Below are 25,946 nucleotides of genomic sequence, written 5' to 3'. Positions count from 1 at the left end.
AATTTATTTTAAAGTCCTAGATATAAATTACTAGAAAACCTGAGTTCGACACAAAAATCTTTGATTTAGGTAAGCTATTAGCTAACACCTTAAAGTTTATACTGCATCTATCGCAATGATCTAAAATTGAATACCGATAGCTAAACCCTAAAGGGTATAATAGAAGACTTACACTTAAAATACTTATAATATATAATGATTTGGCCTTTTAAACCATCATCTACAAAAAAAATCGCTCGTATTGAAATCACAGGTGCGATCGGATCTAAAACTAGAGAACAAGTATTAGAGGCTTTAGAAGTCGTAGAAGAAAAGAAATTTCCAGCACTATTATTAAGAATAGACTCCCCCGGCGGCACTGTAGCGGATTCTCAAGAGATTTACTCTGCTTTGAAGAAATTAGGGGAAAAAATCAAAATAGTGGCTAGTTTTGGCAATATTTCCGCTTCTGGTGGTGTTTATGTTGGGGTGGGGGCGAATTATATTGTCTCAAATCCGGGTACTATTACTGGTAGTGTGGGGGTGATTATTAGGGGTAATAATCTACAAAAATTGTTGGATAAGGTAGGAGTTTCTTTTAAAGTCATCAAATCAGGCCCTTATAAAGATATACTATCCTTCGATCGAGATTTGACCAACGAAGAAGAAAGTATTTTACAACAGTTAATTGATAGTACCTATGAGCAATTTGTGCAAACGGTAGCCGAGGGAAGAAAATTAAGTGTAGAAACGGTGAAAAGTTTTGCTGATGGACGTATTTTTAGTGGACAACAGGCTTTAGAATTAGGGTTAGTCGATCGATTAGGTACTGAAAAAGACGCATTTAGATGGGCTTGTGAATTGGTGAAACTTAATCCAGACAAAACAGAATGCCAAACTATCGAACAACCTAAATCTTTTGTCGATCGTTTTCTTAATGGACGAACTCAGGTAAAATCAGGAGTAGGATCTGCTATTAATTGGTTAGAATTTGAATTGGCTACTAATGGTCAACCTTTATGGCTATATCGTCCTTAATCTATGGAAAATATGCACTTAACTTGGGAAGGGAGTAAGAAGTTGATGTCGAATGTACGGGCAATTCGAGGCGCTACTACCGCCTCAGCAAATACTATGGAAGCCATGAGAGATGCTGTAAGAGAATTATTGACGGACATCGAAACCCGTAATCAACTCAAATATGAAGACGTTATTAGCGTTATTTTTACCGTCACTCCTGATTTAGATGCCGTATTTCCTGCTGCGATCGCTAGAGAATACCATCAGTGGACAAACATACCTTTACTAGATTTACAACAAATGCAAGTAAAAGGTAGTCTTGAAAAGTGTATTAGAGTTCTAATCTATATCAATACAAGCAAACCACAGACAGAAATGTATCATTCTTACCTCCGAAAAGCTGAGAATTTGCGTCCAGATTTAAGTCTAATTCATTCTCAGTAAGGACTGCTAAAAAGTTTCTCATAGGATGGATAGGAAAGAGGAGTTAGGACATAGTTTCAGGTAGGGACAAAGCACTCGTAATATAGATTGAATAAGGGAAATAGCTGTCATCCCCTGACGATAATAAGACTGTTTTTGAGGAAATAAAGAGGTTAATTATTCTAATTTTTTTTAGAAAAAGCAGATTTTATTTAACTATTTTATGGCATTTTAACCAATATAAAAATCACTATATCTCTTATATCTTCTTTAATGATAGGCTAATGTCATGAGAATAATTAGAGAAATTAGTAGTGCATATTTATAATAATATCTGAGTTCGATCATGAAGTGGGACTCTACGATTACTCTAATGAATAAATTAAAGTTACAGAATAAAATATATAGTTTTGATAATGATGATCATGCTTATTTTGTTACCATGATTTTCGTTGACGGAGAAGTTCTCACAGATTTTTCCTACTATGCTACATCATTAACACAATTAAGCAATAGTATTGTAAAAGATGGAGAATATTTTATCATTACCTGTTGGTGCGGTGTACCTGAGTGTGCCGGAATTGAGCAGGGTATAAAAGTAACTCACCATCAAAACACCGTAAAATGGACGATTAATCAACCCCAACGCCAACAATTTACTTTTTCTACTCATGATTATAAAACTGCGATTAGTGAGGGAATAAAGCAAATTAAGGAAGATTTACTTATTCACAGACACACAGTACAGAAGTTAGAGATTGTGCCTAATCAAGAAGAATATAATAACTAAAAGAAGTGTGATCTTTAATTTAACAGGTGAAGTTTAATCATTTATACTATTAGAATCAGCTTTTATTATTAAAAAATATATTGGTGTATTAAATTATGGCTTCTACAGAATTTGTTGTATCTGTTTCCTTTGACATTTGGTCAAAATTAAATATACTACCGCTAGAAGTGCGCACTACTTTCTTAAAAAATTTTTATCTAATATTAGCTGATATTGACTTAAATAATAAATTATCTTCAATGTTAGTGAAGAATCCTAAAGTAATAACAAGTTTTCCTTATGATAACTCTTTAGAGGCTTTAGTATTGTTAAGTAATAGTCAAAATAATCAGATTTTATTGAAAATAATTAATTTTACTAATGTAGAATCAAAATCAAATAATTTATTAACTATTAAAAATAATATAGACACTGTTATAGAAACTTTAGATATTTTAAATAAAATAACTTTAGAAAAAGAAGATGAAAGAATTAGTATTTTAGCTGAAAATAATTATCAGTTTAATCATCAAGATTTTACTTACAATGATAATGATTTCATTGTTCATACTTCAAAATACAATACATCTGAAGAATTTTATTTAGTATCAGGACAACAGTATAATATTTTAAATCAAAATCCTAACTTTCCTGCACTTATTACTGGTAATAGAATGACGGGAAAAACTACGATCGCAATATACTCAGCTTTAAACAAAGCCCATTTTTTAAGCACAACAAAAGAGGAAAAAGTTTTATTTTTAACAGACAATAAATTTTCAGTAAAAGAAACTAAAAAAATTATTAATCAATATAGTTTCAGTGATCCGATAAATGTTTATCATTATATTAGTTTAACTAAAAGTATTATTGAAAAATATCCTTTAATTTTTACTTATAAATTTTTGGCTCAAAGACAAGTAACTTTATATAAATTCAGAGAACAATTTTTTAATCCAAAGAAAATATTTACACTTAAAGCTGAGGATTTATGGCAAGAAATTCGACAAATTATTAAAGGTTCAAATAAAATTATTGGCAGTGGAAAAAGTTTAATTAGTTTGGAGGAATATTTAGCTTTAAAAAATCAAAGCCTATTAAATCCTACGATAGACTTTAAAGCTATTTATAATTTTGCTACTCAATATCAAGATTGGTTAGAATCACAAAATTATTGGGATGATTTAGATTTAACAAACTATTTATTAAGTAAGTTTCCCGATAATTATCAAGGAGAATATGAGGGGATTTATATTGATGGTATTAATAAATTTAGTGAGTTACAATTACAATTTATTCTTAAATTATTAAAAGTTACTGATGCAAATAATTATTTTCCTCAAATATTTTTAGTCGGTGAAAATGAAGTTAGTTTAAATAGTAAAAATTTAATTTGGAGTAGAATAAAAAAAATATTGGTAGAAAATTATCATAAATTATCTACTTGGAAACAAATTCGAGAATTAATTGAACCTCATGAGTTAACCTATAATTTTAGCTATTGTGATAATATTTCTAAATTAGGAGTTACGATTGCAAATTTATCAGGAAAAAATCTTCATCATTTTTCATTATATAAATCTGATTATAAACCTTTAATTATTTCCGATTTAACATTGGAATTTTTAATGAGTAAAAATTATCTTAATATTGATAGTGCGATCGTAGTCTTTGAAGAAGAAGAAAGAAATAGATTAAACAGTATTTTTCCTAATGATACCCATAGGATTATACATTTTTCAGAGATTGAAAATTTAGAATTTGAACAGGTTTTAGTTTGGAAAATGTTCACTAAAATTTCTCAACTCTATCGTAATAGTTTAGAGGATCAAGAATTAATTAATGTCAAATATAACCATATTTATACCTGCACAAATATAGCTAAGAAAAAACTATATTTTTATGATGATTCGATCGATAATATTTGGAGTGATAGCAGTATCAATAATTTGATAGATATTGGATATGAAACAGAGTTAGAATCACTATTTGATACTAAATATTCAGAAATAGAAATAAAAATTATTGCTAATAACTATTTAAAAAAAGGTACTGATCAAGCCTATCAAATAATTAGTCAAATATATCAGCGTTATAATGATGTAATAGGTGCAGCTAAAGTAGAAGCATTATTAGAAGAAGAACAAGGAAATTGGGGTAAAGCAGGAGATATTTGGAGTAAATTAGGCATTTTTGATGAAGCAATTAATTGTTGGAATGAAGTAGATAAAAAATTGTGGTTAGCCAAATGGGGCGTTTTAAAAACAGAAGAATGGCAAATAAGAGGACTTTATTTTGAACAAGAAAAAGACTATAAATTAGCAAAATTTTGTTATGAAAAAGCAAAAGATTTTGAGGGAAAATTAAGATGTTTAGAAAAAGATCATCAATGGGAATTAGCCGGAGACGAATGTATTGCTAAAAACTTAACTTCACAAGCAAATAAATATTATGAATTAGCAGATAAATATTATCGAGAACATGATCAAGCTACCTCTGCTATCAAAATGTGGACAAAACTAGATAAATGGGATCGAGTAGCAATTATTTGGGAAGATTTACAACAGTGGGAAAAAGCCGGTAATTGTTGGCAAAAACAAGGCAATGTGCAGAAAGCGGCTTTCTGTTGGCAAAAAGCAGAAAAATGGACTGCTGCCCAAAAATGTTGGGAAGAATTAGGAAATTGGCAAGAATTGGCGTTATCCTATGAACAAGAAGAAAATTGGGATTTAGCCGCCAAAACATGGTTAAAAATCACTGAAACGGAAAAAGCTGCCCTGTGTTATCAAAAAGCAAATCAATGGCATAAAGCAGAAAATATATGGCAAGAGTTAGGTTATTGGGGATTTGTTGCTATTTGTTTACAACAGCAAAATAAGTGGACAGAAGCCGCTCAGGCATGGAGTAAAACCAATCCTCACGAGTTAGAAGCATTATGTCATGAACAGTGCCAAGCATGGGATAAGGCCGAAAAATGTTGGTTAGCGGCGAAAAACTGGACAAGAATTATTTTAGCCTGTGAAAAACAAGAGAAATGGCAAGAAGCGGCTGAAAGTTGGGAAAATTTAGGAGAATGGCAAAAGGCAGGAGTAGCGTGGGAGAAAATTCGTGAAATTGAAAAAGCAGGTTTGTGTTATGAAGAAGGACAATATTGGCAATTAGCAGAAAAATGTTGGCGGGAGTTACAAAGAAGCGATCGAACGGCAAAAGTGTTGGAAAAACAGGAAAAATGGACAGAATCTGCTGAAATTTGGGAAAAATTAGGAGAATGGCAAAAAGCAGGGCATTGTCGGGAAAAATTAGGAGAGATAGAAAAAGCCGCCCTTTGCTATGAAGAAGGGAAACACTGGCGATTAGCAGAAGATTGTTGGCAAAAACTAGAAAATTGGGAACGAGTGGAAAATGCTTGTAAACAACAAGGAACATGGCAAAAAGCAGCTTATGATTGGTTAAAGTCGAATCAAATAGAAAAAGCGGCACTATGCTATGAAAACTGTCAAGATTGGGAAAGAGCGGCTAAATATTGGCAGAAATCACAAAATTGGGAAAAATATGGTAATGCTTGTGAACAGTTACAACAATGGCAATTAGCGGCATCTGCTTATTTACGAGCAAATAAAGGCGAAAAAGCAGGATTGTGTTATGAAAAAGCCGAAGATTTGAGTAATGCAGAGGAATGTTGGCGTAAACTCTGGAAATGGGAAAAAGTTGCGATCGTTTGCGAACATCAACAAAAATGGACAGATGCGGCAAAAGCATGGTTATTAGTTAATGAAATAGAAAGGGCTGGTATTTGTTACGAAAAAGCACAAGAGTGGGATAAAGCAGAAGATTGTTGGCGGAAAATATCCAGTTGGGAAAAGTTGGCGATCGTCTGTGAATATCAGGAAAAATGGGAAGAAGTTGCTCAATTATGGCAATATTTGGAAAAATGGGATAGAGCGGCTTCTGCTTGTCTTAAGATGGAAGATTTTGAAACTGCCATTAAATATTATGAAAAAGGAGGATATTTAGAGGAAGCAAAAAAATGTCGTGAAAAAATGTAAAGTGATTAATTTTTCCTTGAAAGCATAAAAAACAACCACAAATTCGATCAAGCTAGAATAGAAAAAGAATTTATTGCTAAACTAACTCATAATATTATGTTTAATTCAACCTTAAATTTAGATCTATTACCTCCTATTACTCTTTATGTTAATTTTATCGATGGTACGATCGAAAATGACGAATTAATCGGCACAAATGATCGAGATAATATACAAGGGTACAATGGAAATGACTTGATATTAGCCAGAAATGGGAATGATTATGTCGATGGTGGAGAAGGAATGGACACTATCTACGGTGGAGAAGGAAACGATGTCATCGACGGAAATTCAGACATGGATTGGTTATATGGACAAAGTGGGAATGATACCATCAAAGGCGGAGATAGAACAGATAATATAAGTGGTGGTACAGGAAATGATTTTATCTATGGAGATAGTGGTTCAGACAAAATACAAGGCAATGAAGGGGATGATTTTTTATACGGTGGGAATGAAAGTGATTATATAGAGGGAAATGAGGGAGATGATTTTATTGATGGTGGTTTAGGTGATGATACCTTATACGGTGGAATTTTTTATACTGCTGGATTCACTATTAGTGATGATGATTTTATTTTGGGCGGTTTTGGGAACGATCGAATCTATGCAGGAAACGGAAATGATTGGTTAGAAGGAGGAGAAGGAAATGATTGGTTAGAAGGAGGAGGAGAAGGTATTGAGTGGTTAAACGGAAATAAAGATGATGATTTGATCATTGGAGATGCAGGAAACGATACCCTTTTAGGAGGATACGGCAACGACTATCTTTCAGGTGGTAGTGGACGGGATATATTAATGGGAGGTTCTGGTATCGATCGACTCAGAGGTGGTACAGAAGCTGACAGGTTTATTTATACTATTGCTCAAAATAGTAATTATGGTCATTTTATCATCGAAGATTTTGAAGATCAAATAGATACGATAGTGATTGAGAATTTAAGCAGAAAACATCTTTTAACACAAATGGGTTCAGATACTTATATTTATCATGACACTGGCAACTACTCTAATCGTTATGATAGTGCCGATGATTTATTAGGAATTGTTCACAATATTAACACCAATCAACTTAACTATAGTTCATATCTCAATAATGGTTACTTTTCATAAATATTCACATTAAAATCACTAATTTTTGATAAATTCTCATAGATAATAAATAATTAAAATTAAAGTTATCAAAAAAAATGAGCTTATCATCAACCTATTCATCGATCGCTATTGGTTTAACCCTGTTATTGTCTCCTGTCACTCTTATTCCTCCTTTCTCTAATTCCCAAGTATTAGCCCAAAATAATCAAGTAAATGTACTAAGTCAGGGTAAAGGTACATGGAAAGTAGGGCGAAAAAGTCCAATAAGTGTCACATCAGCTTCTGTTACCTTACAAACTGACAATAAAGCCCAAATTACCCTATTTTTGCAAGATAATAGAACAGTGCGTTTAGATGGAAATTTCACCCGACAAACTGCAACCCAAGGGAGAATTAACTTAACCAACTCTGGTGCGGCAACGGCTCAAGGCTCAATCTTATTAGAATACACCAAAAACAATACTATTGGTCTATTAAACGGTCAAGGTTCTCTCGATGGTCAAAATTTTCGCATGATATTTAGAGGAGATCAAAGTAGTTCTAAACCGAATAATACTGCTAATCTTAATATTCAACAATCAGGAGAAGGATTATTTAGTTTACAATCTCGTCCTAATCAAAATATTACCTCTGTTTTTATTAATGTTGATAGTAATAATAGAGCTAGAATTTCTTTACTATTCAAAAATGGCAATAGTTTCAACTTTGAAGGAAGACAAACCAGTCGAGATGCTTATAGTATTAGAATACAAGTCGATCGATCGGGCATGGCAGATGCTATAGGATTTTTTATTATTGAATTAGGTGCACGTAATTCCATTAATAATTTAATTGGACAAGGTACTCTTGATGGACAAAACTTCTTAGCTAATTTTAGATAATCAATAATTAATAATAGATCTCCTCAAAAATTTATAATTTTTAACAATATAAAAGTTTAATTTGAGATCTATTAGCTTTAATTTACTCTAAAATATAATTTGATTTTATTCATTAAAAACCAAAATGGTTTTTTATTAGTTTAGGTACTTTAAAAAATATGATTTCCTTAATTAAGATTGGTGTCACTATTTCTGCATTAATGACAAGTTTATTTGGTGGATTTGCACCAGCTTTTTCTCAAAATTTACCACCCAGTCGAGAAAATATACAAAGCTCATCCTTTCTGATTGCATCCATTATCGATGATGCTTATGCTGCTTGTTCAAGCCAACTGGCTGAATATGGCGTAACAGTAACTGGGATTGTGGATTCTTTTTCCGGTAAAGGCGGCGCTACTTTGATTTTATCAGGCTATAACTCTGGAGGTACTTCTATAACAGCTCGTTGTACTTTAACTATTCCTAGTTACCAAGTGGATATAGAATACTTATAGGAAAATCCAATTCTTTCATTAATAACATTCACAAGAAATGTTATTGACGGTTAAAAATTTTCAAGTAATAAGTAATAGTAAATTCCCTGAGTTTTAGCATAGCAATATTCAACCTCTATTATCAATTAATAATTGATTCACTAAGGCTTGTAATCCTAAACGATAACTTTCCGCACCAAAACCGCTTATCTGCCCAATTGCGATCGGTGCTATATAAGAATGATGACGGAAATCTTCTCGGCGATAAATATTACTAAGATGAACTTCTACCACGGGAATAGCCACCCCAGATAAAGCATCTCGGATGGCTACACTTGTGTGAGTATAAGCGCCGGCATTAATTAAGATACCTTGATGACGATTCAAAGCATTATGAATGGAATCTACCAAAACCCCTTCATGATTCGATTGTAAGCAAGATAAGGTTATATTTAGCCGTTCGGCTTCTTGCTCTAACATATTATTAATATCTTCTAGGGTAAGATGCCCGTAAATACTCGGTTCTCTTTTTCCCAAAAGATTAAGATTAGGACCGTTTAATACTAAAATGCTAAACTTAGACAAGTGAAAGACTCTTTTATATTAAATTAACGAAATTTGGATTTAATTAGGTTTAATATCGACTACGATCCCTCACTGGAATAGGAATTAATTCGGGTTCAGGTTCTGATTGTGGTCCTAGTAAAGCCTCAATTAATTTTTGAGTCCACTCTTTTAGTTTTTCAATCACTTTCTCTATTTGATCCATTAATAAAGAAGACTCCTAATAACACTTTTATTATCACTAAAACCATCATAACCTTTACTTTTTGTAAATGCAACTCTCAATTTGTTCCTATTTATCAATAAATGGATGAATAAATAGCGAAGTCTGTGCCTTTGGTTGATTTCCCTTTGGCGAATGATCACAATTAAACTCGATCGAAAAACGAAACAAAACGGGAAAAATTAATTTTGGAAGTGTTAAAATCAATTCTAGTCACTTTTCCCTCTCCTCAGTGAGAATTTATGATAGAGGTGCAAAATCTGAATTAGAGTTTTATTTGGTTTATGAAAAGATAGCGATCGATATGACAAAATGGGTAAAACATGGCAGTAAAATAAATTTCGTGAATCAGTGACTAAATAAAAACTTAATAAAACTTAAAGTAAAAATTGATGTCAGAGAGACAAACAAGTAGTAATCTGTTATTTGATGGTCATTTTCAGAAAAATAATTTAATTTATGGCAATTCAACGTGGTTCAAAAGTAAGAATTTTACGCAAAGAATCCTACTGGTATAAAGATGTAGGAACTGTTGCTAGTATCGATAAAAGTGGTATTATTTACCCTGTAATTGTTCGTTTTGATCAAGTTAACTATAACGGTTTCAGTGGTAGTGCTGGTGGCGTTAACACTAACAATTTCGCCGAAAATGAACTAGAAGAAGTTTCCGCACCTGCGAAAAAATAATCTAGTTTAAATCCATTATATTAGGGCTTAATTTATGCCTGAATTACCTGAAGTAGAAACAGTGTGCCGGGGGCTAAATAAGGCAACCTCCGGACTCACTTTTATTGGTGTAGAAGTTTTATTGTCTCGCAGTTTGGCTTATCCTAAAGTTGACGCTACATTTATCGAAGGGATTAAGTCAAGAAAAATTATTACATGGCATCGCCGAGGGAAGTATTTATTAGCTCAATTATCTCATGGTTGGCTTGGAGTACATCTACGGATGACAGGACAATTGTTATGGTTAACTCAAGATACTTCTTTAAATAAACATACTCGTATTCGTCTCTTTTTCCCTGATAATCGAGAGTTACGGTTTGTGGATACAAGAACTTTTGGCAAAGTGTGGTTTATTCCTAATGATGAATCTCCAGAAAATATTATTACGGGTTTACAAAAGTTGGGTTATGAACCTTTTTCTCCCGATTTTTCTGATTCTTATTTACAATCTAAGTTAAGCAAAAGTCGCCGTCACATTAAAACATTTTTACTAGATCAAAGTTTAGTCGCCGGGATTGGAAATATTTACGCTGATGAAGTTCTGTTTAAATCAAACATTCATCCCCTTACCCTTGCTTGTGATTTAACATTTTCTCAAATTTCTGCTCTAAGATTAGCTATCATTGAGATTTTGGAAAATGCGATCGAAGCTGGTGGTACTTCTTTTAGTGATTTTCTCCAAATTACAGGCGTAAATGGTAACTACGGAGGAATAGCATGGGTTTATGGTAGAAAAGGCTTATCTTGTCGAATATGTGGTACGACGATTAACAAAATGAAGTTAGGTGGCCGATCGAGTCATTTTTGTCCTCAATGCCAAAGAATGAATGAGAATTTTTCATTGTGAAGAGACATAGTTTTAAAAAAACTTAGATAAATAATTTAAGAATATCAAAAAAACTTACTTTTAATTCTTAACATTTTCCTTACCTACAGACCCGATGAAGGTTGTAATGACTGCTGTAATCACAAGTTCGATCGTACGAAAATGATCATCAGGTTATTATGGTGGGTGCAACGGGTAAAGTCAGAAATCGTCTGGAAAAACTAGGTATTGCAGGTTTAATTCCTGAATACCACTGGATGAACGATCGACTTCCCGCACTTCAAGAAGGTTTAGCTATTGTCAGAGAAAAACAAACTCTAGCCTATGATAATAAGAAATTGGGAATTAGTGATTAGGAGTTAGGAATGAGTAAATAAATTTTTTCATAATTTTCTTGTTTCCGACTCCTATTTTTCAAAATTACTGCTGAGGTTGTTTTTGTTGTCTTCTCTCCTGCCAACTAGCTTTTTTTTCCTCCATCATTTGATTCCATTGTTGACGTTGCTCAGGAGTTAAAACTTCTCGCATTTCTAACATACTTTGAAATCTTAAATCTCCCATTTGTTGACTCAAAGAAGTTATTTTGCTGTGTTGCGATCGTAAATTATTTTGGGAGTCATTATTTGTCATCATTTGACGAAGTTTGTCTTTTTCCGTGCGCATTTGTTGCTTGAGAGTTTCCATTTGAGGTTGATATTTCGTCCGAATAGATTGCATTTGTTGCTGTTGTTCGGTACTAAGATTTAGTTTTTCTAACATATCACCTTTGTCTTTTCCTCTTTGTCCCATTTGTGCCAAAATAGTAGGGTTAGAGGTATCAAAACTTAAAGAATCTTCTTTGACGGTTTCTAATGCCATCACGTTACTACTAAAAGAAATAGTAGCTAAAGTTACTAAAGGAAGAAGAAAGTTAATTCTATTGTTCATGGTGTAATTTACTCCTAATTTAATCTTTGACTGTGACATAATTTAATTCGGATTCTTGAGCCATTGAATCATACCAAGTTTCAATCATAAAGGCTTCTAATTGATCCATTTCTGTGGCTACTTGAGGGGTCGATCGAGTGTTGAGATTAAATAAATAACCTCCTAAAATGAGTAGAGTAGTAATTAAAGTCCCCGATAATACCCATCCTTTTCTTAACCATCGGCTATTTAATAATGGTGAAGTAGTAGAAGATATGATCGAACTCATTACTAATTGTTCACAAGGTTTGTCTTCTTTTGGGGGAATGGGAGAATAAGTCTTCAAAAAATTTACTAAGTCATCATCTTGAGGATTAGATTGATTTTGTGTCATAAATTTACTCCTTGTTGTTCCAAAAATTGACGTAACTCTTTCCGTGCCTTAAATAATCTGGATTTCACTGTACCTACAGGAATCGAGAGAATTTGAGCTACTTCTTTTTGTGGCATATCTTCTAAATCATGAAGAACAATAACAGCACGATGATCTAAACTAAGATTTTGCAATCCAGATTGTATTAAATCCTGATAATGTAATTGCAATAATCCTGTTTGATGGTGATTAGTTGATCTAGCTAAATCCGTTTGTAGAGATTCTTTTACTTGATTAATGTGCGCTTCAGTTCGATCTCGATCGCGCTTTTTTGCACTACCATAATCATAAGCGACATTCCAGCAGATGCGATAAAGCCAAGTAGAAAAATACTGACAATTTCGTAACTTCGGTAAAGACTTCCAAGCCTTAAAAAAAACATCTTGCTGTAAGTCATCCAACAATTCATTACCGCATAACTTATATAAAGTAGCTCTAACTTTTTGTTGATACCGTTGGTATAGTAAACGAAAGGAATTTGTATCTCCTTGTTGGCATTTTTGCACTAACTCCAAATCAGTAATCTCGGCAGGATTATTTGCTAAGACATTCATCATCTTTATTTTTTGTTGTACTCATACCTTTAGACCTGAATTTTCTTGGAAAGGTTCAAATTAAACGACAGCATCTAAAAAACAGCAGATTGAGCAAGTAAGTAACTTCACCATTACGATCGATTTCAAGAAAACCTGAGTGAACTATAAAAATAGATGATGACTGACTTGACTTGGAAGACAGGTAGATTGTATTTCTTGTGAATGAATAAAATTCTCTCAATAATGTACAAATATTGAAAATTTTTCTTCCATTCGACTTGTCCACTTGTTCACTTGTCTCGTCTTTATCATTTTTCTTCTGTCGAACTGAGGTAAGAAATACTCGATCGATAATATCATGGTTAGAAAACAATTGAAATAAATCCATTCTTTGGAGTTTTGAATCAATTATTATGACTTTTTCTTCTCTTTACAAAAGAATAAAAAACCGACACATAAATGTCGGTAAAGTATTTATTGTCGTTTAATCTTGAGGAAATCTTTGCAGGGAGTATCCAATGCTTCTCTGTTAGATTTCTTTACAATAATTGTAACAGAAAGTACATAACTTGTAAAATTTTTTTGTCATCATCTGATGAATGAGTAAAAATATTCTGATCAATCTCTTAATCTTCTGTAACTGAAGACTCAACGATCGACTTCTGAATAGAAACGGGAGCATTACTTAACGAGATTGGTGTTTTAGAATTGTTCTGATTCATGTTAGGAGAAACGATACCACCAGAAATAAGAACTTTAAAAGCATCTTCAATAGACATAGACAAGGTAATAACTTCTTCTTCTGGTATCACTGCATACCAACCAGAGGTAGGATTAGGAGTAGTTGGGATAAAAACACTTAACACAGGTTTATGATGATGAACTTGAATCATGTCACTAACTTTTCCCGTGACAAAACCCACACTCCACACGCCTTGGCGGGGATATTCCACCATGACAACTCTTCTAAATTTTGTTTGAGAATCTTGAAATAAGGTTTCTAAAATTTGTTTGAGAGTTTTATAAATCGAACCTGCTAAGGGAATACCTTGCAAAACTCGTTCTCCGACATCTAGTAACCATTTACCAACAATATTTCTCGCCATTAAACCAATGATTAGAATTAACACGAATGGAACAGTTAACCCTACGGAAAAATTGAGTAAATTAGTAACAATGGGATCGAATCCATCAAAAGGATTAATCTGTTTTGGTATTTGAGTTAAAAATTTAATCGCCCAGTTTGCAATGACATAGCTTAACCAAATTGTAGTAGCTAAAGGAATTACCACTAATAATCCTGCGATTAAATCATTTTTTAAATCTTGCTTTATTTTTTGTAACACAAGTTCTTTGTATGTATTCCTGATTAATAACTAATATTTCCATTATCGACTAAAAGTTAATCATTAACAATCAATAGGAGAATTAGTAATTAGAAATTAGGAATTAATAAATTTTCTCCTTTTCCTTTCTGTCAAATATTTTAAGAGTTTTATTTTAAATTTTTGGAGAAGTCTAATAAGAATTTAAAATTTCCATAAGTACTGAAAATTAAATTTTTTTCATTCTCAATTTAGTCTTGAGAAAAAAGAGACGATCGATAATTAATATGTTATTGATTAAGTTGCAACGTAGTTAACTAAATGATCAATAATTTTTATGAAACAATATAGAACAGATCTTTATGTGGAAGATTTATTTTTTTTTGAGAATCAACAGGAGTCTCCCATTCAGGAATCTCAATGGCAAGATTGGATTGAAAAGTGGTTAAGTCTTTTAGAATTAGATTTAGATCCTCAAAAAACCTATGAGATAAGTTTAATATTTACTGATGATCAAGAAATCCAAAGTTTGAATCAACAATATAGAGACAAAAATCAACCAACAGACGTATTATCTTTTGCCGCCTTAGAGACAGATTTCCCCGATGCAGATTTTATGGATACTGTTTCTTTAGGGGATGTTATCATTTCCGTACAAACTGCTCAAAAACAAGCACAGTTACAAGGACATTCTTTGAACGTTGAATTGGTATGGTTAGCAAGTCATGGTTTTTTACACTTATTAGGATGGGATCATCCTGACGATAATTTTTTACGAGAAATGCTCACTTTACAAGAATTTTTGCTTAATAGTATTGGCATTCAACCTCCTTCAGTTCAAGATTTTTTTGTTTAGTATGATCAAAGTTGATCGTTTCTGTGTCTATAAAAATGTTGACTACAACACTCACTTTAGCAAAGCATAAAATAATATTATGACAATAATAAAAAATTCAAATGTATAATTAAGAGAAATAGTAGCTAAAATGCCATCATCAAGTATGTAAAGAAGTCAAGATCTCTTTATACTAAAGAATCGATCGAAAACTAATTAACAAAAGTTAACAATATGTCTAAATTTCAAATAATCAGTCTTTCCCCATCCACCATTCCCGATGGTGTTTCGGGTACATTGTTAAAAAAAGAGAAACGTAATTTAGCATGGAAAGTCGCACCTAACTTAATTTCTAGTTTTAAATATGCTTGGCAGGGGGTTAAATATGCTTTTGTCACTCAAAGGAACTTCCGAATTCATACGGTGATGACTTCTGTGGCTTTGAGTGCCGGTTTTTATCTCCATGCAACTACTGTGGAAATGGCAATTATTTCTCTTACTTGTGCCACTGTCCTTGTCTTAGAATTGCTCAATACAGCGATCGAGTCTGTCGTAGATTTGACCGTAAAACAAAGCTACCATGAATTAGCCAAAATTGCTAAAGATTGTGCGGCGGGTGCAGTATTAATTTCGGCGATCGCATCTGTATTAGTTGCTAGTTTTATTTTATTACCGGATGCGATCGCACTTATCCTTTAAATCAAAATATTGTAAAAACCAATTTCACGAAACTATACTTTGAGAATAAATAATTTGAGTTCAGTAAAATAACCAAATAACAACTATTTTCTGTAACATTATATTATAATCTCCCTTAGTATATTAAAAATTGTGGCGAACAACTGCCGAAATCTCAAAAATAGAAGCTAAAGATTGTGTTTTTTAGTCTTCAAATTCGTAAAACTTTTTCCTTGTAAATCCTATCTCACCAAGAAAATATTTCTGCTGTTGTTTTAAGCAATTTCATCTAATGGTCATCCTCTTAGCAACACTTCATGATAGACTTAATAATCTCATTTCAAATTGATCACAGGAGAAAACAGATTGATTCTGGTTATAGATAACTACGACAGCTTTACATATAACCTAGTACAATACTTAGGAGAATTAGGGAATAAATATTCTGTTGCCAAAGAAATCAAAGTGTATCGCAATGATCAAATTACAGTAACGGAAATTATTAGCCTTAATCCCGATGGTATAGTAATTTCACCAGGCCCGGGTAATCCTGATTCTGCGGGAATTTGTTTAGAATTAGTGACAAAATTAGCCCCAAATTATCCCATTTTAGGGGTATGTTTAGGACACCAAACTATTGGACAAGCCTACGGGGGAAAAATTGTTTCCGCCCCCACCCTCATGCACGGTAAAACATCCCTTATTAATCATCATAATATTGGCATTTTTCAAGACGTAAAAACTCCTTTTAATGCCACTAGATACCATAGTTTAGTGGTAGATAAAAATACCATTCCTTCTACATTAGAGATTACCGCATGGACAGATGATGGAATTATTATGGGATTGAGACACAAGGAATATTCATTAGTAGAAGGAGTGCAATTTCATCCCGAAAGTATTTTGACAGATTCAGGATTAAAATTATTAGGTAATTTTTTAAAAAATCTTTAATGATTTAACCCAATTGCTCGTTACAAAAAAACGTTCTAACTCTAAGTTTACTCAAGTAACCTAGTGTATTAGTTTTATTAATAACTTTTTTATCTACTGAATTTGTTATAGAATAGGAAGGTTCATCGGATGATGAATAACGGTGAATAAATGATAAAAAATGTTATACTCAACCCGTTATTCTACCTATAAAACACTTATCAAAAATCCAGAAATAAATAATAAATATTCAGAGGTGAAAATTATGGAACTGATTATTTGCTTGATCTTAGCGGTATCAGCTTTTGTCACTGCTATTACTTGTATTGTTGGGCTGGTATCCGCACCCACTCCTATTCTTTTAGCAATTTTGGCCACGGGAATGTTGCTTACTCAGAAATCTATTACTAAGTTTACTGAAACTACCTTTATTATGGACGATCGAGATAAAAACCGAATAGAAAAATTGGAAGTTGCTTCTAATACCCTCACGATAGAAGATTCTCAGGAGAAAAAATCATCTATGACTTATAGAGGATTTCATTATAATCGTCTAAAATATAACCGTCTGAAAAATGTTGAATCTATACCCCAGTCAAAACAAAATAACGTTACTTATCGTGGGGCAAAAATTGATCAAAGTAAAAAAGAGATTGTATAAAGCATCCTAACGGTTTTTTACTCAATTTTCAAAACGACTATTTCCTATTACAAAGATTTAATAAAATTACCCAATCTTGTCATGCCTTTTTCGATCGAATCCATATCAGTAGCATAGGATAAACGAATACAGTTATCATCACCGAAGGCAATACCGGGGATAGTTGCAACTTTTTCTTGAGTAAGTAATTTATCGCAAAATTCAAGAGATTTTAAACCAGTTTTACTAATATCGATAAATAGATAAAAAGCCCCTAAAGGTAAAGGAGTGCTAACATTGGCAATAGATTCAACGGCAGAATACATTACTTTTCTTCTTTCCGTGAAAGATAATAACATTTCTGCCACACACTCTTGAGATGATTCTAGCGCAGCAATAGCACCATATTGAGCAAAAGTACAAACATTGGAAGTACTGTGACCTTGAACAGTTGTCATCGCTTTGATAATATTAATATCCCCAGCGATATAACCGACACGCCATCCTGTCATAGAATAAGCCTTAGCAAAACCGTTACTAATAAGAGTGCGTTTAAAAATCTCCTCGTTGACAGCACCAATACTTAAATGGGTAGCACCATCATAAAGAATTTTTTCGTAAATTTCATCAGAAACTACTAGAATATCTCGATCGACAATTATCTGTGCTAATGCTTTAATCTCATCAGGAGTATATACTGAACCGGTGGGATTAGAGGGAGAATTCAAGACAAATAACTTAGTTTTAGGGGTAATCGCTTGTATTAATTGCTCTGGGGTGATTTTATACTCATTTTCAGCCGTTGTGTTGACAATAACAGATTTCCCCCCAGCTAATGTGACCATTTCAGGATAACTTAACCAATAGGGTGCAGGAATTATTACCTCGTCATCCTTTTCGATAAGTGCCATTATGAGATTATATAAAGAGTGTTTCCCTCCGTTAGTAACGATGATATTCTCCGCTTTATATTCTAAATTATTGTCTTTTTTGAGCTTATTAGCGATGGCTTGACGCAAGGGCATTTCACCCGCCGCCGCACCATATTTAGTTTTGCCATCATCTAAGGCTTGTTTAGCCGCTAATTTGATATGATCAGGAGTATCAAAATCAGGCTCACCGGCACTAAAACTACAAACATCCAAACCCTCAGCTTTCATGGCTTTAGCTTTAGCTGTGATAGTGAGAGTAATGGAAGGGTTAACTTGAGATATTCTAGTAGCTAATTTATTCATTGTTGCTTAAATTTTGAGGCAAGAATCCTTTTTATAGTAATTGTCATAGGGAATAGTAATTATTGAACTATGAACAGTAAAAAATATTACTCTTTATATCTAGGATTTTTTTAAAGTTTAAAAACCACTTAAACAGATTTAATCGCCTAAAGGGTTAAGGATGTAAAACTTCAAAATACTTTAATTAATCCCTAATATTCATAAATCATTATAGACAATACTTTCCTCAAAATGAACGAAGAAAATTAAATTTGTCTTTAATTCAAAACACAAAATAATATAAAAGTATTAACTAGACAAAATTGGAAAAATCAATTATTGTCACTTTTTCTTCTCGTCAGTGAAAATTTATGATAGAGGTGCAAGATCTAAAATCAAAATAAGACATTGTTCCATGAATATGAAAAGATAACAATTTAAAATTCATGAAAATATTTAGATCTTTTTCTTGGGGCTTCTCTTTAAGATATAATTTTGTAGATAGCAATGGGGTATATCCCAATAACAAATAATAGAATTCTGTTATAAGCTATAAACAGATAACAAAAAATCAAAGGATTTGACAAATATGAGTAACATACAAGAAAAAATTCAAGAAGAAATTAAAGAGGCTAGAGAGGTTTGTGACATTAACGGTAAAGGTTCTCCTGAATGTGCGGCGGCTTGGGATGCAGTAGAAGAATTACAAGCAGAAGCCTCTCACCAAAAAGAAAATGAGCCTCAGAAAACTTCTTTAGAGCAATATTGTGATGCTAACCCCGATGCGGCGGAATGTCGTCTTTATGAAGACTAATTTTTCGTTATTTTTAGTTTATTAGGTGGGTTTTCCCACCTCTTTTTATTTTTGCATTATTTTTTTATTTATGGAAGAAACTTTACTCAAAGCTCTTGTTTGGACTAATTATAAGTTATTCGTTTTTTTATGTTTAATAGTACCTTTAATTCTTTCTGTATGGGCTTTGACTGCTCAAATTCAGTCTATCCAGCGTTTATTGGTGATTTATTGGCGAGTTGCTAGTTTAATGGCGATCGCAATTTATTTATTAATTCCTGTGTGGCAGGTGGGTTATATTGCGTGGTTTTTAGGTCATATTCTCGTAGTAATTAGTCTTTGGTTTTGGGTGGATATTAACGACGAAATCCGAGATTTACCAAAGTCTTCTTTACGTTTAATTCTTAGAAGTTGGCGTTGGGCTATGACTTTTTATGGTACGATAAGCTCGATCTTATTTATCCCCTTCTTGCGTTGTAGTATTTCATCATCTGCCAGTGTAGAAAAACTTTGTCGAGTGTGGTTAGAAGCCCCTTGGCAATATAAAAGCATTTTTCATGCTAACTCAACTCCCGGATTTTTAGGGTTTTTAGGTATGACAGGTTTAGTCATATATCTTATTTATTTATTTTATTTCTTAACTTTTCGACTCATCAAACAAGGTAGAATTGCTCTTGAGCAATAACATAGTTAAAATGATTAATCTCACGATGAAATAAATTTTATCCCTAACAGCATAAGTCGGCTAAAGCGACTAAGAAATCTGAATTTTAATCTGAGAATAAGCAAATCAATAATTTATTTTTGTAAGTCCAGTGAATCTTAATATTCGAGAATTAGAAACTTATAGTCAACAAAATCCCCAAGAGGTTTTAATTATCACTGCTGAAGATAATCATGAAGAAGTCAAAATCATGATTTTTAAAGGATTTTCTAGTAATTTAAGTGGTGGTACTGAATTTGATCCTGATGTACCTATTTTATCTTCAGGGGCTTCTATTCTCAAGCTCGATCGAGTTATGAGTCCTTATAATCCTGTCAATCCTCAATATATTCAGTCAAATTTAACTCCCTCAGAATTTTTACAAATAATCAGGAAATAAAATTGATCTTAAATGCTCGATCGCAATCTTATCAAATCTTCATTGTCCATTAACTAAAATTCAGACTTAAATCTTTAATTGTCATGAGTATAGAAACAACTATTAACCCTGTAAATCAACTTATCGAAGCGGTAGAAAAAGCTGATTCTGCCCCTAAATTATTGGATGCCGTTACTGAGTTAGCTAACAGTCAATCGAAAGAAGCCATACCCACTTTAATTAAAGTTTTAGGATACAACAACCCGGGGGCAGCCGTTGCGGCTACGGAAGGCTTAATTTCTATAGGAGAATCTGTTATCGAACCTTTATTAACTAGCTTAGATAACTACAATTATGGTGCAAGAGCTTGGGCTGTCAGAGTTTTTGCCGGAATTGGAGATATTCGGGCTCTCGATTTACTCATTAAAGCGGCGATTAATGACTTTTCCTTAAGTGTGAGACGTGCTGCTGCCAAAGGTTTAGGCAGTTTACAATGGCATCAATTATCTCCAGAAAAACTTATTTCCACTCAAGTCCAAATTTTAGACACTCTTTTGACTACTATTAATGATGGTGAATGGGTAGTGCGTTATGCTTCGATCGTTTCTCTTGAAAATTTATATTTAGCGATAGATTCTAATTTTAGCAATGCTCAAATAATTGATAACAATCAAGTTAATGATATTAATTTATCTGAAAATTTATTGAATCAAATTACCGCAAAATTAACTGAAATTATGAAAGAAGATGGAGAAATTGCTATCCAAAGTCGTGCTAAACTAGCATTGAAAAAAATCCATAATAAACTATAATTTAAAATGACTGATTCTACAAATATTAAGGCTTTAGCTAAGTTAATGGCTGCAGATTTTAGCAATCAACAACAAGCCTTTGATAATCCTCCTTTTTTTGCCCATATTCGAGTTTGTATGCGTCCCTTACCTGATTCTTTATTAGGTGGTACGAGTCTATTTTTAGAACAAGCCTACGATTTTTTACTGAATCAACCTTATCGTTTAAGAGTGTTTAAAATTCACGTTGTGGATGATCATTTAGAATTAGAACACTATAAATTAAAAGAAGAAACTGAGTTTTATGGTGCTTCAAGAAACCTTGAAAAATTAAAAGAATTATCGATCGAGCATTTAGAAAAAATGAATGGTTGTGATATGATTGCCGAAGGAAATGGAAACTATTTTAAAGGTTATGTTAAACCGGGAAAAGCCTGTATTGTTATTAGAAAAAATAAAGAATCTTATTTAGATAATAGTTTTGAAATTGACCAAGAAAAATTAATTAGTTTTGATAGAGGACGAGATTTAGTTACGGATGAATTATTATGGGGTTCAGTTGCCGGCCCTTTTCATTTTACCCGTCTCACTAGCTTTGCTGATGAAGTATAGATAATTAGCCGTTAGCTGTTGATTGTTGATTGTTGATTGTTAATAATTGTTGATTGTTGTTATAAAAGCAATGTTAAATAACCCTTTATTAGATAAAATTTTTGAGAGAATTAATAATTCTCCTGAAAAAAAAATAACCTTTGCAGAATATATGAACTTGTGTTTATACGATCGAGAATATGGTTATTATAACTCAGAAAAAACTATTATCGGTAAAGAAGGAGACTTTTATACTTCCGCTTCATTATCTCCAGATTTAGGAGAATTATTAGCCATTCAACTAGAAGAATTTTGGGAAGTTTTAGGTAAACCTTGTTTATTTCAATTAGTAGAAATGGGTGCAGGGAATGGTAATTTAGCTTTAAATATTCTTAATTATATTATTAATCATTATCCTAAATTTGCCTCTTGTATTGAATATATTATTATTGAAAAATCAGAAAAATTAAGAGAAAAACAAAAACAATTATTAACTGAAAAAATTAGTAATTTAATAACTATAAAATGGGAAAATTTATTATCAATTGATGATAATTCTATTATTGGTTGTTGTTTTAGCAATGAACTAATTGATGCAATGCCTGTTAATTTAATCAGATTTTCTCAACAACAATTGCAAGAAATTTATCTTACAAAAGAAAACAATACTTTAGTCATAAAATATGATTCTCTTTCTCAGAAAGAAATATCAAAATATTTTGATATGATTAATGTTGTGTTTAAATCAAATGTTTATCCAGAAAATTATCAAACAGAGGTAAATTTATCCGCAATTGATTGGCTAAAACAAATTTCTGCTAAACTGAAAAAGGGTTACTTATTAACGATCGACTACGGTTATAGTGCTGATAAATATTATCATCCCCAACGCAGTGAAGGTACATTAAAATGTTATTATCACCATCGTCATCACCATAATCCCTATGTGAATATCGGAACTCAAGATATTACTTGTCATGTCAATTTTACAGCCTTACAAAAATATGGAGAATTATTTGGTTTAAGTACTCTTAGTTATACAAAACAAGCCTTATTTTTAATGGGTTTAGGATTGGGCGATCGATTAAATCAATTATCTAATGGTAAAATGTCCTTAACACAAATACTGCAAAGGAGGCAAGAATTACACAATTTAATCAATCCAGAAGGGCTAGGAAATTTTGGTGTTTTATTACAAACTAAAAATTTGACATTAACACAAAATAAAATTCCCTTAAAAGGTTTCAAAAATTATGACTATATTTAGTGATTATATTCTTAAATTCTTCACAAAAAATAATTACTCTATAATTTTATTTAAAATTTCCGTGTTTTTATTGACCAATTATACTAACAATAAGTTTAAATAACTTTTTTTATGATCTCATGAGTGACACAGCAGAAAATAAACATATATTAACTATTAAATATGATAAAATTAAACAAAATGTTATTTTAAAAAATGAAGTTTATTCTATTGGTCGTCATTCTACGAATAGCATAGTTATTCATCATGCTACCATTTCTCGTTATCATTGTTCAATTTTACCAGTCAAATATAAAGACAAAAATCAACAAGAATTATTTTGGATAATAGACGGGGATTTAAAAGGAAATCGTAGTGCTAATGGTTTGTTTGTCAACGGTATAAAATGTCTATCCCATGAACTAAAATCGGGAGATGAAATTACGATTGGTGGTGATCAAGTACAAGTCAGTTATTTTGTTTCTAATGATGCTCATAACGAAGAAATAGCTAGTTCTGACATAAATATTAATAATAACTCTTCTAGCTTGGATGACTCTAAAGAAACAATGGTTCAAGATTTTTCTATTAGAGGAGTTACAACTTTAACAGGAAAAGATGATAAAACAGACTTTTTCTTAGAAGAAATATTATTTATTTTGCATAATCAACACACAGAATTAATTTGCCCTATTTTAACGATCGATCTCAATAATAAAGTAACTTATACTAACAATATTTTTAAAGAAAAATTCTCAGATTTTCGACAAAACTATACACTTAGTCCTTTTATAAAAAATCTTGTATTAGAATTAACAAAAAATGATAAAAAATTTTGCATTCGAGAAATAAAATATAAAGAACAAAACTATACCCAATATGCTCATTTTATTGAAAATAAAACACAAATAAAAAGTTATATATTCTCCTTCAGTGAGAGAGATAATATTGAAAATGCCCTGAGAGAAAATGAAGAAAAATACCGTGCTGTTGTCAGACAAATTTCAGAAGGAATTATTTTAATAGATCCCATTACCAAACAAATTATCGAAGCCAACAACGCTTATTGTAGTTTAATGGGTTATTCTCCTTCAGAAATTCTCTCCTTAAAATTATCTGATTTAGTAGCCACAGATCCCGAAATTAGTGATAGTATTATTCGCAAAGTACAAAGAAATCGTTTAAATGTAACTCAAGAATCCATTCATCGTCACAAAGATGGTTCTTTAATTAATGTTGAAGTTAATATCAGTATTATTTACTATAGTGCTAAAGAATTTATTTGCTATGCAGTACGAGATATAACAGAAAGAAAACTCTCAGAAGAAATGTTACGTTATCAGGCTTGTCATGATTTATTGACAGAGTTAGGAAATCGTAACTTGTTTAACGAACAACTACATAAAGCGATCGCTAGGGCGCAAAGATATAAAAATCAATTTGCCATTATGTTTATTGACTTAGACAGATTTAAAAACATCAACGATACTTTAGGTCATGATATAGGAGATAAATTTTTACAAGGAGTTGCCCACAGAATTAGAGATTGTTTAAGAAACTCCGACTTAATTGCCCGTTGGGGAGGAGATGAATTTACGATTCTCCTATCAGAAATCAAAACTTCTCAGGATGCAGCCTTAGTAGCCGAAAGAATTTTACAAGCCTTGAAAAAACCTTTTCCCGTAATGGAATATGAACTTCGAGCTTACTTGAGTATGGGAATTGCCATATATCCTCAAGATGGAGATAACTTAGACACTTTATTAAAAAATGCTGACACCGCCTTGTATCAAATTAAAGAAAAAGGAGGTAATAACTATCAGTATTATAATGACTCTATGAACCGTACTCAAAAGGAATTATTGCGTATGGAGGGTTATTTATATGAAGCTATTAAGCAAAATCAGTTTCAATTATATTATCAACCTCAAATAAATGTTAAAACATGGCAAATAGTGGGTATGGAAGCGTTAATTCGTTGGAAACATCCCATTTTAGGTTGTGTTTCTCCCATCCGATTTATTCCCATCGCCGAGCAAACTGGGTTAATAAATGCCCTTGGTGAATGGGTATTATTAACTGCTTGTAATCAACATAAAATATGGGAAAAAATGGGTTTACCTCCGTTAAAAATGGCGGTTAATTTATCACCTCGACAATTTCAACAAAAAAATTTAGTATCTGCTTTTAAGAAAATTTTAGAAGACACAAAACTTGATCCGAAATACCTCGAATTAGAGATAACAGAAAGCAGTATTATAGATCATCCAGAATTAACTAAAGATATTCTTAATCAACTTATAGAGTTAGGAATTTCCATTTCTATGGATGATTTTGGTTCAGGATATTCTTCTTTAGGATACTTAAAAAAATTCCCTTTTCAGAAGATTAAAATAGACCAAAGTTTTGTTAGGGAATTAAAAAATGAGCCTCAAGATTTAGCTATCATTTCTGCGGTAATTACCTTAGGTAAAGGATTTAATTTAGAGGTTGTAGCAGAAGGTATTGAAACTTTAGAACAGTTAAAATTACTGAAAGAGTTACAATGTGAAATTATGCAGGGTTATTTTTTCAGTCATCCTTTACCCGCCGATGAAGCTACTAATTTTCTTCAGTCCATGAATAAAAATGGTGTAAACTTTGTCTAAAGATGGTTTTATATTAATACAATACGATCGAAGTTGTGAATAAAGAAGTCAGGACTTTCGTAAAAATAGTTTTTTAGTTTCGTCAAATTTTAGCAAAAAAAAGAATGATATTTAGTAAATAATTATCTCAAATCAATTTGACTAATTTTTAAATCAATTGTTATTACTATCTCTTGTCTTCTAACCTCATAAAAAGACTTTTTCACCGCACCCTAAATATGATATTGGGTT

Annotated in this window: 27 protein-coding genes; 21 read left to right on the top strand and 6 right to left on the bottom strand. The window is 32.1% G+C overall.

The window, feature by feature from the left end; translation table 11 throughout:
• The first annotated feature begins 195 nt into the window (after positions 1 to 195).
• The 7 genes from sppA to GM3709_RS02790 all read left to right on the top strand — a co-directional run bounded on the left by sppA (position 196) and on the right by GM3709_RS02790 (position 8,746).
• Positions 196 to 1,017, top strand: a complete 822-nt coding sequence (sppA, locus tag GM3709_RS02820; RefSeq protein ID WP_066116080.1) for a signal peptide peptidase SppA — start codon at positions 196 to 198, stop codon at positions 1,015 to 1,017.
• Positions 1,018 to 1,020: 3 nt separating this feature from the next.
• Positions 1,021 to 1,443, top strand: coding sequence for a chorismate mutase (gene aroH / locus GM3709_RS02815; RefSeq protein ID WP_173645696.1), 423 nt, complete (start codon positions 1,021 to 1,023; stop codon positions 1,441 to 1,443).
• Between the two features lie 325 nt (positions 1,444 to 1,768).
• On the top strand, positions 1,769 to 2,212 hold the full coding sequence (locus tag GM3709_RS02810; protein WP_066116078.1) for a hypothetical protein: 444 nt from the start codon (positions 1,769 to 1,771) through the stop codon (positions 2,210 to 2,212).
• Positions 2,213 to 2,307: 95 nt separating this feature from the next.
• Positions 2,308 to 6,237: a hypothetical protein gene (locus tag GM3709_RS02805; RefSeq protein ID WP_066116077.1), complete on the top strand. Its 3,930-nt coding sequence runs from the start codon at positions 2,308 to 2,310 to the stop codon at positions 6,235 to 6,237.
• A 96-nt stretch (positions 6,238 to 6,333) separates the two neighbouring features.
• A complete protein-coding gene (locus tag GM3709_RS02800) occupies positions 6,334 to 7,389 on the top strand; it encodes a calcium-binding protein (protein ID WP_066116076.1) in 1,056 nt (351 codons plus the stop codon).
• Between the two features lie 77 nt (positions 7,390 to 7,466).
• Positions 7,467 to 8,252, top strand: coding sequence for a hypothetical protein (locus GM3709_RS02795; RefSeq protein ID WP_066116074.1), 786 nt, complete (start codon positions 7,467 to 7,469; stop codon positions 8,250 to 8,252).
• 158 nt (positions 8,253 to 8,410) lie between these two features.
• Positions 8,411 to 8,746 (top strand): hypothetical protein, encoded by a 336-nt coding sequence (locus tag GM3709_RS02790; RefSeq protein ID WP_066116072.1) that lies wholly within the window; start codon positions 8,411 to 8,413, stop codon positions 8,744 to 8,746.
• Positions 8,747 to 8,854: 108 nt separating this feature from the next.
• On the opposite strand, the gene aroQ is transcribed toward GM3709_RS02790, so the two are convergent.
• Entirely contained in the window at positions 8,855 to 9,310 is a 456-nt protein-coding gene (gene aroQ / locus GM3709_RS02785) for a type II 3-dehydroquinate dehydratase (protein WP_066116070.1), read from the bottom strand.
• 661 nt (positions 9,311 to 9,971) lie between these two features.
• On the opposite strand from aroQ, the gene GM3709_RS02780 reads away from it, so the two are divergent.
• From GM3709_RS02780 to GM3709_RS18895, 3 genes are all read left to right on the top strand, one after another.
• Positions 9,972 to 10,199, top strand: coding sequence for a photosystem I reaction center subunit IV (locus tag GM3709_RS02780; protein WP_066116068.1), 228 nt, complete (start codon positions 9,972 to 9,974; stop codon positions 10,197 to 10,199).
• A gap of 34 nt (positions 10,200 to 10,233) precedes the next feature.
• Positions 10,234 to 11,085, top strand: a complete 852-nt coding sequence (locus GM3709_RS02775; protein WP_066116066.1) for a DNA-formamidopyrimidine glycosylase — start codon at positions 10,234 to 10,236, stop codon at positions 11,083 to 11,085.
• A 158-nt stretch (positions 11,086 to 11,243) separates the two neighbouring features.
• Positions 11,244 to 11,420, top strand: a complete 177-nt coding sequence (locus GM3709_RS18895) for a hypothetical protein (RefSeq protein WP_315863043.1) — start codon at positions 11,244 to 11,246, stop codon at positions 11,418 to 11,420.
• Positions 11,421 to 11,484: 64 nt separating this feature from the next.
• Here GM3709_RS18895 and GM3709_RS02770 read toward each other — a convergent pair whose 3' ends face one another.
• From GM3709_RS02770 to GM3709_RS02755, 4 genes are all read right to left on the bottom strand, one after another.
• A complete protein-coding gene (locus GM3709_RS02770; RefSeq protein ID WP_082712928.1) occupies positions 11,485 to 12,030 on the bottom strand; it encodes a Spy/CpxP family protein refolding chaperone in 546 nt (181 codons plus the stop codon).
• Entirely contained in the window at positions 12,011 to 12,364 is a 354-nt protein-coding gene (locus GM3709_RS02765) for a hypothetical protein (protein WP_066116062.1), read from the bottom strand. The genes GM3709_RS02770 and GM3709_RS02765 overlap by 20 nt, the downstream gene beginning before the upstream one ends.
• Positions 12,361 to 12,957, bottom strand: a complete 597-nt coding sequence (locus GM3709_RS02760) for a sigma-70 family RNA polymerase sigma factor (RefSeq protein WP_066116061.1) — start codon at positions 12,955 to 12,957, stop codon at positions 12,361 to 12,363. Before GM3709_RS02760 ends, GM3709_RS02765 begins: the two co-directional genes overlap by 4 nt.
• A gap of 608 nt (positions 12,958 to 13,565) precedes the next feature.
• Positions 13,566 to 14,285 carry a DUF502 domain-containing protein gene (locus tag GM3709_RS02755; protein ID WP_066116060.1) on the bottom strand — a complete coding sequence of 240 codons (720 nt, stop codon included), beginning with the start codon at positions 14,283 to 14,285 and terminating at the stop codon, positions 13,566 to 13,568.
• Positions 14,286 to 14,601: 316 nt separating this feature from the next.
• On the opposite strand from GM3709_RS02755, the gene ybeY reads away from it, so the two are divergent.
• From ybeY to GM3709_RS02735, 4 genes are all read left to right on the top strand, one after another.
• Positions 14,602 to 15,120 (top strand): rRNA maturation RNase YbeY, encoded by a 519-nt coding sequence (gene ybeY / locus GM3709_RS02750; protein ID WP_066116058.1) that lies wholly within the window; start codon positions 14,602 to 14,604, stop codon positions 15,118 to 15,120.
• Positions 15,121 to 15,333: 213 nt separating this feature from the next.
• Entirely contained in the window at positions 15,334 to 15,798 is a 465-nt protein-coding gene (locus GM3709_RS02745) for a diacylglycerol kinase family protein (RefSeq protein ID WP_066116056.1), read from the top strand.
• A gap of 345 nt (positions 15,799 to 16,143) precedes the next feature.
• Positions 16,144 to 16,731, top strand: a complete 588-nt coding sequence (locus GM3709_RS02740) for an aminodeoxychorismate/anthranilate synthase component II (RefSeq protein WP_066121690.1) — start codon at positions 16,144 to 16,146, stop codon at positions 16,729 to 16,731.
• Positions 16,732 to 16,891: 160 nt separating this feature from the next.
• Entirely contained in the window at positions 16,892 to 17,371 is a 480-nt protein-coding gene (locus tag GM3709_RS02735) for a hypothetical protein (RefSeq protein ID WP_231937605.1), read from the top strand.
• Positions 17,372 to 17,418: 47 nt separating this feature from the next.
• On the opposite strand, the gene GM3709_RS02730 is transcribed toward GM3709_RS02735, so the two are convergent.
• Positions 17,419 to 18,585, bottom strand: a complete 1,167-nt coding sequence (locus GM3709_RS02730) for a pyridoxal phosphate-dependent aminotransferase (RefSeq protein ID WP_066116054.1) — start codon at positions 18,583 to 18,585, stop codon at positions 17,419 to 17,421.
• A gap of 568 nt (positions 18,586 to 19,153) precedes the next feature.
• On the opposite strand from GM3709_RS02730, the gene GM3709_RS02725 reads away from it, so the two are divergent.
• From GM3709_RS02725 to GM3709_RS02695, 7 genes are all read left to right on the top strand, one after another.
• Positions 19,154 to 19,378, top strand: coding sequence for a Calvin cycle protein CP12 (locus GM3709_RS02725; RefSeq protein WP_066116052.1), 225 nt, complete (start codon positions 19,154 to 19,156; stop codon positions 19,376 to 19,378).
• 70 nt (positions 19,379 to 19,448) lie between these two features.
• Positions 19,449 to 20,042, top strand: coding sequence for a DUF3177 family protein (locus GM3709_RS02720; RefSeq protein ID WP_066121686.1), 594 nt, complete (start codon positions 19,449 to 19,451; stop codon positions 20,040 to 20,042).
• A 130-nt stretch (positions 20,043 to 20,172) separates the two neighbouring features.
• On the top strand, positions 20,173 to 20,460 hold the full coding sequence (locus tag GM3709_RS02715; protein WP_066116050.1) for a hypothetical protein: 288 nt from the start codon (positions 20,173 to 20,175) through the stop codon (positions 20,458 to 20,460).
• Between the two features lie 83 nt (positions 20,461 to 20,543).
• A complete protein-coding gene (locus GM3709_RS02710) occupies positions 20,544 to 21,251 on the top strand; it encodes a HEAT repeat domain-containing protein (protein WP_066116049.1) in 708 nt (235 codons plus the stop codon).
• Positions 21,252 to 21,257: 6 nt separating this feature from the next.
• On the top strand, positions 21,258 to 21,842 hold the full coding sequence (locus GM3709_RS02705; protein ID WP_066116047.1) for a chromophore lyase CpcT/CpeT: 585 nt from the start codon (positions 21,258 to 21,260) through the stop codon (positions 21,840 to 21,842).
• Between the two features lie 70 nt (positions 21,843 to 21,912).
• The gene (locus GM3709_RS02700; RefSeq protein ID WP_066116045.1) at positions 21,913 to 23,088 is read left to right on the top strand and encodes a class I SAM-dependent methyltransferase; all 1,176 of its coding nucleotides are present in this window, start codon (positions 21,913 to 21,915) and stop codon (positions 23,086 to 23,088) included.
• A 119-nt stretch (positions 23,089 to 23,207) separates the two neighbouring features.
• Entirely contained in the window at positions 23,208 to 25,715 is a 2,508-nt protein-coding gene (locus GM3709_RS02695; RefSeq protein ID WP_066116043.1) for an EAL domain-containing protein, read from the top strand.
• Positions 25,716 to 25,946 lie beyond the last annotated feature (231 nt).

The sequence above is a fragment of the Geminocystis sp. NIES-3709 genome, assembly GCF_001548115.1.
In the GTDB taxonomy this organism is placed as follows: Bacteria; Cyanobacteriota; Cyanobacteriia; order Cyanobacteriales; family Cyanobacteriaceae; genus Geminocystis.
This window is presented reverse-complemented; position numbering and strand designations above follow the sequence as displayed.

Bases quoted from the DNA above. Each gene is read 5' to 3' on its own strand.
- GM3709_RS02720 (WP_066121686.1), top strand. From the start codon at position 19,449: ATGGAAGAAACTTTACTCAAAGCTCTTGTTTGGACTAATTATAAGTTA.
- GM3709_RS02745 (WP_066116056.1), top strand. From the start codon at position 15,334: ATGTCTAAATTTCAAATAATCAGTCTTTCCCCATCCACCATTCCCGAT.
- GM3709_RS18895 (WP_315863043.1), top strand. From the start codon at position 11,244: ATGGTGGGTGCAACGGGTAAAGTCAGAAATCGTCTGGAAAAACTAGGT.
- GM3709_RS02710 (WP_066116049.1), top strand. From the start codon at position 20,544: ATGAGTATAGAAACAACTATTAACCCTGTAAATCAACTTATCGAAGCG.
- GM3709_RS02760 (WP_066116061.1), bottom strand. From the start codon at position 12,957: ATGAATGTCTTAGCAAATAATCCTGCCGAGATTACTGATTTGGAGTTA.
- GM3709_RS02770 (WP_082712928.1), bottom strand. From the start codon at position 12,030: ATGTCACAGTCAAAGATTAAATTAGGAGTAAATTACACCATGAACAAT.
- GM3709_RS02800 (WP_066116076.1), top strand. From the start codon at position 6,334: ATGTTTAATTCAACCTTAAATTTAGATCTATTACCTCCTATTACTCTT.
- ybeY (WP_066116058.1), top strand. From the start codon at position 14,602: ATGAAACAATATAGAACAGATCTTTATGTGGAAGATTTATTTTTTTTT.
- sppA (WP_066116080.1), top strand. From the start codon at position 196: ATGATTTGGCCTTTTAAACCATCATCTACAAAAAAAATCGCTCGTATT.
- GM3709_RS02775 (WP_066116066.1), top strand. From the start codon at position 10,234: ATGCCTGAATTACCTGAAGTAGAAACAGTGTGCCGGGGGCTAAATAAG.
- GM3709_RS02780 (WP_066116068.1), top strand. From the start codon at position 9,972: ATGGCAATTCAACGTGGTTCAAAAGTAAGAATTTTACGCAAAGAATCC.
- aroH (WP_173645696.1), top strand. From the start codon at position 1,021: ATGGAAAATATGCACTTAACTTGGGAAGGGAGTAAGAAGTTGATGTCG.
- GM3709_RS02795 (WP_066116074.1), top strand. From the start codon at position 7,467: ATGAGCTTATCATCAACCTATTCATCGATCGCTATTGGTTTAACCCTG.
- GM3709_RS02705 (WP_066116047.1), top strand. From the start codon at position 21,258: ATGACTGATTCTACAAATATTAAGGCTTTAGCTAAGTTAATGGCTGCA.
- GM3709_RS02790 (WP_066116072.1), top strand. From the start codon at position 8,411: ATGATTTCCTTAATTAAGATTGGTGTCACTATTTCTGCATTAATGACA.
- GM3709_RS02730 (WP_066116054.1), bottom strand. From the start codon at position 18,585: ATGAATAAATTAGCTACTAGAATATCTCAAGTTAACCCTTCCATTACT.
- GM3709_RS02805 (WP_066116077.1), top strand. From the start codon at position 2,308: ATGGCTTCTACAGAATTTGTTGTATCTGTTTCCTTTGACATTTGGTCA.
- GM3709_RS02810 (WP_066116078.1), top strand. From the start codon at position 1,769: ATGAAGTGGGACTCTACGATTACTCTAATGAATAAATTAAAGTTACAG.
- GM3709_RS02765 (WP_066116062.1), bottom strand. From the start codon at position 12,364: ATGACACAAAATCAATCTAATCCTCAAGATGATGACTTAGTAAATTTT.
- GM3709_RS02695 (WP_066116043.1), top strand. From the start codon at position 23,208: ATGAGTGACACAGCAGAAAATAAACATATATTAACTATTAAATATGAT.
- GM3709_RS02725 (WP_066116052.1), top strand. From the start codon at position 19,154: ATGAGTAACATACAAGAAAAAATTCAAGAAGAAATTAAAGAGGCTAGA.
- GM3709_RS02700 (WP_066116045.1), top strand. From the start codon at position 21,913: ATGTTAAATAACCCTTTATTAGATAAAATTTTTGAGAGAATTAATAAT.
- GM3709_RS02735 (WP_231937605.1), top strand. From the start codon at position 16,892: ATGTTATACTCAACCCGTTATTCTACCTATAAAACACTTATCAAAAAT.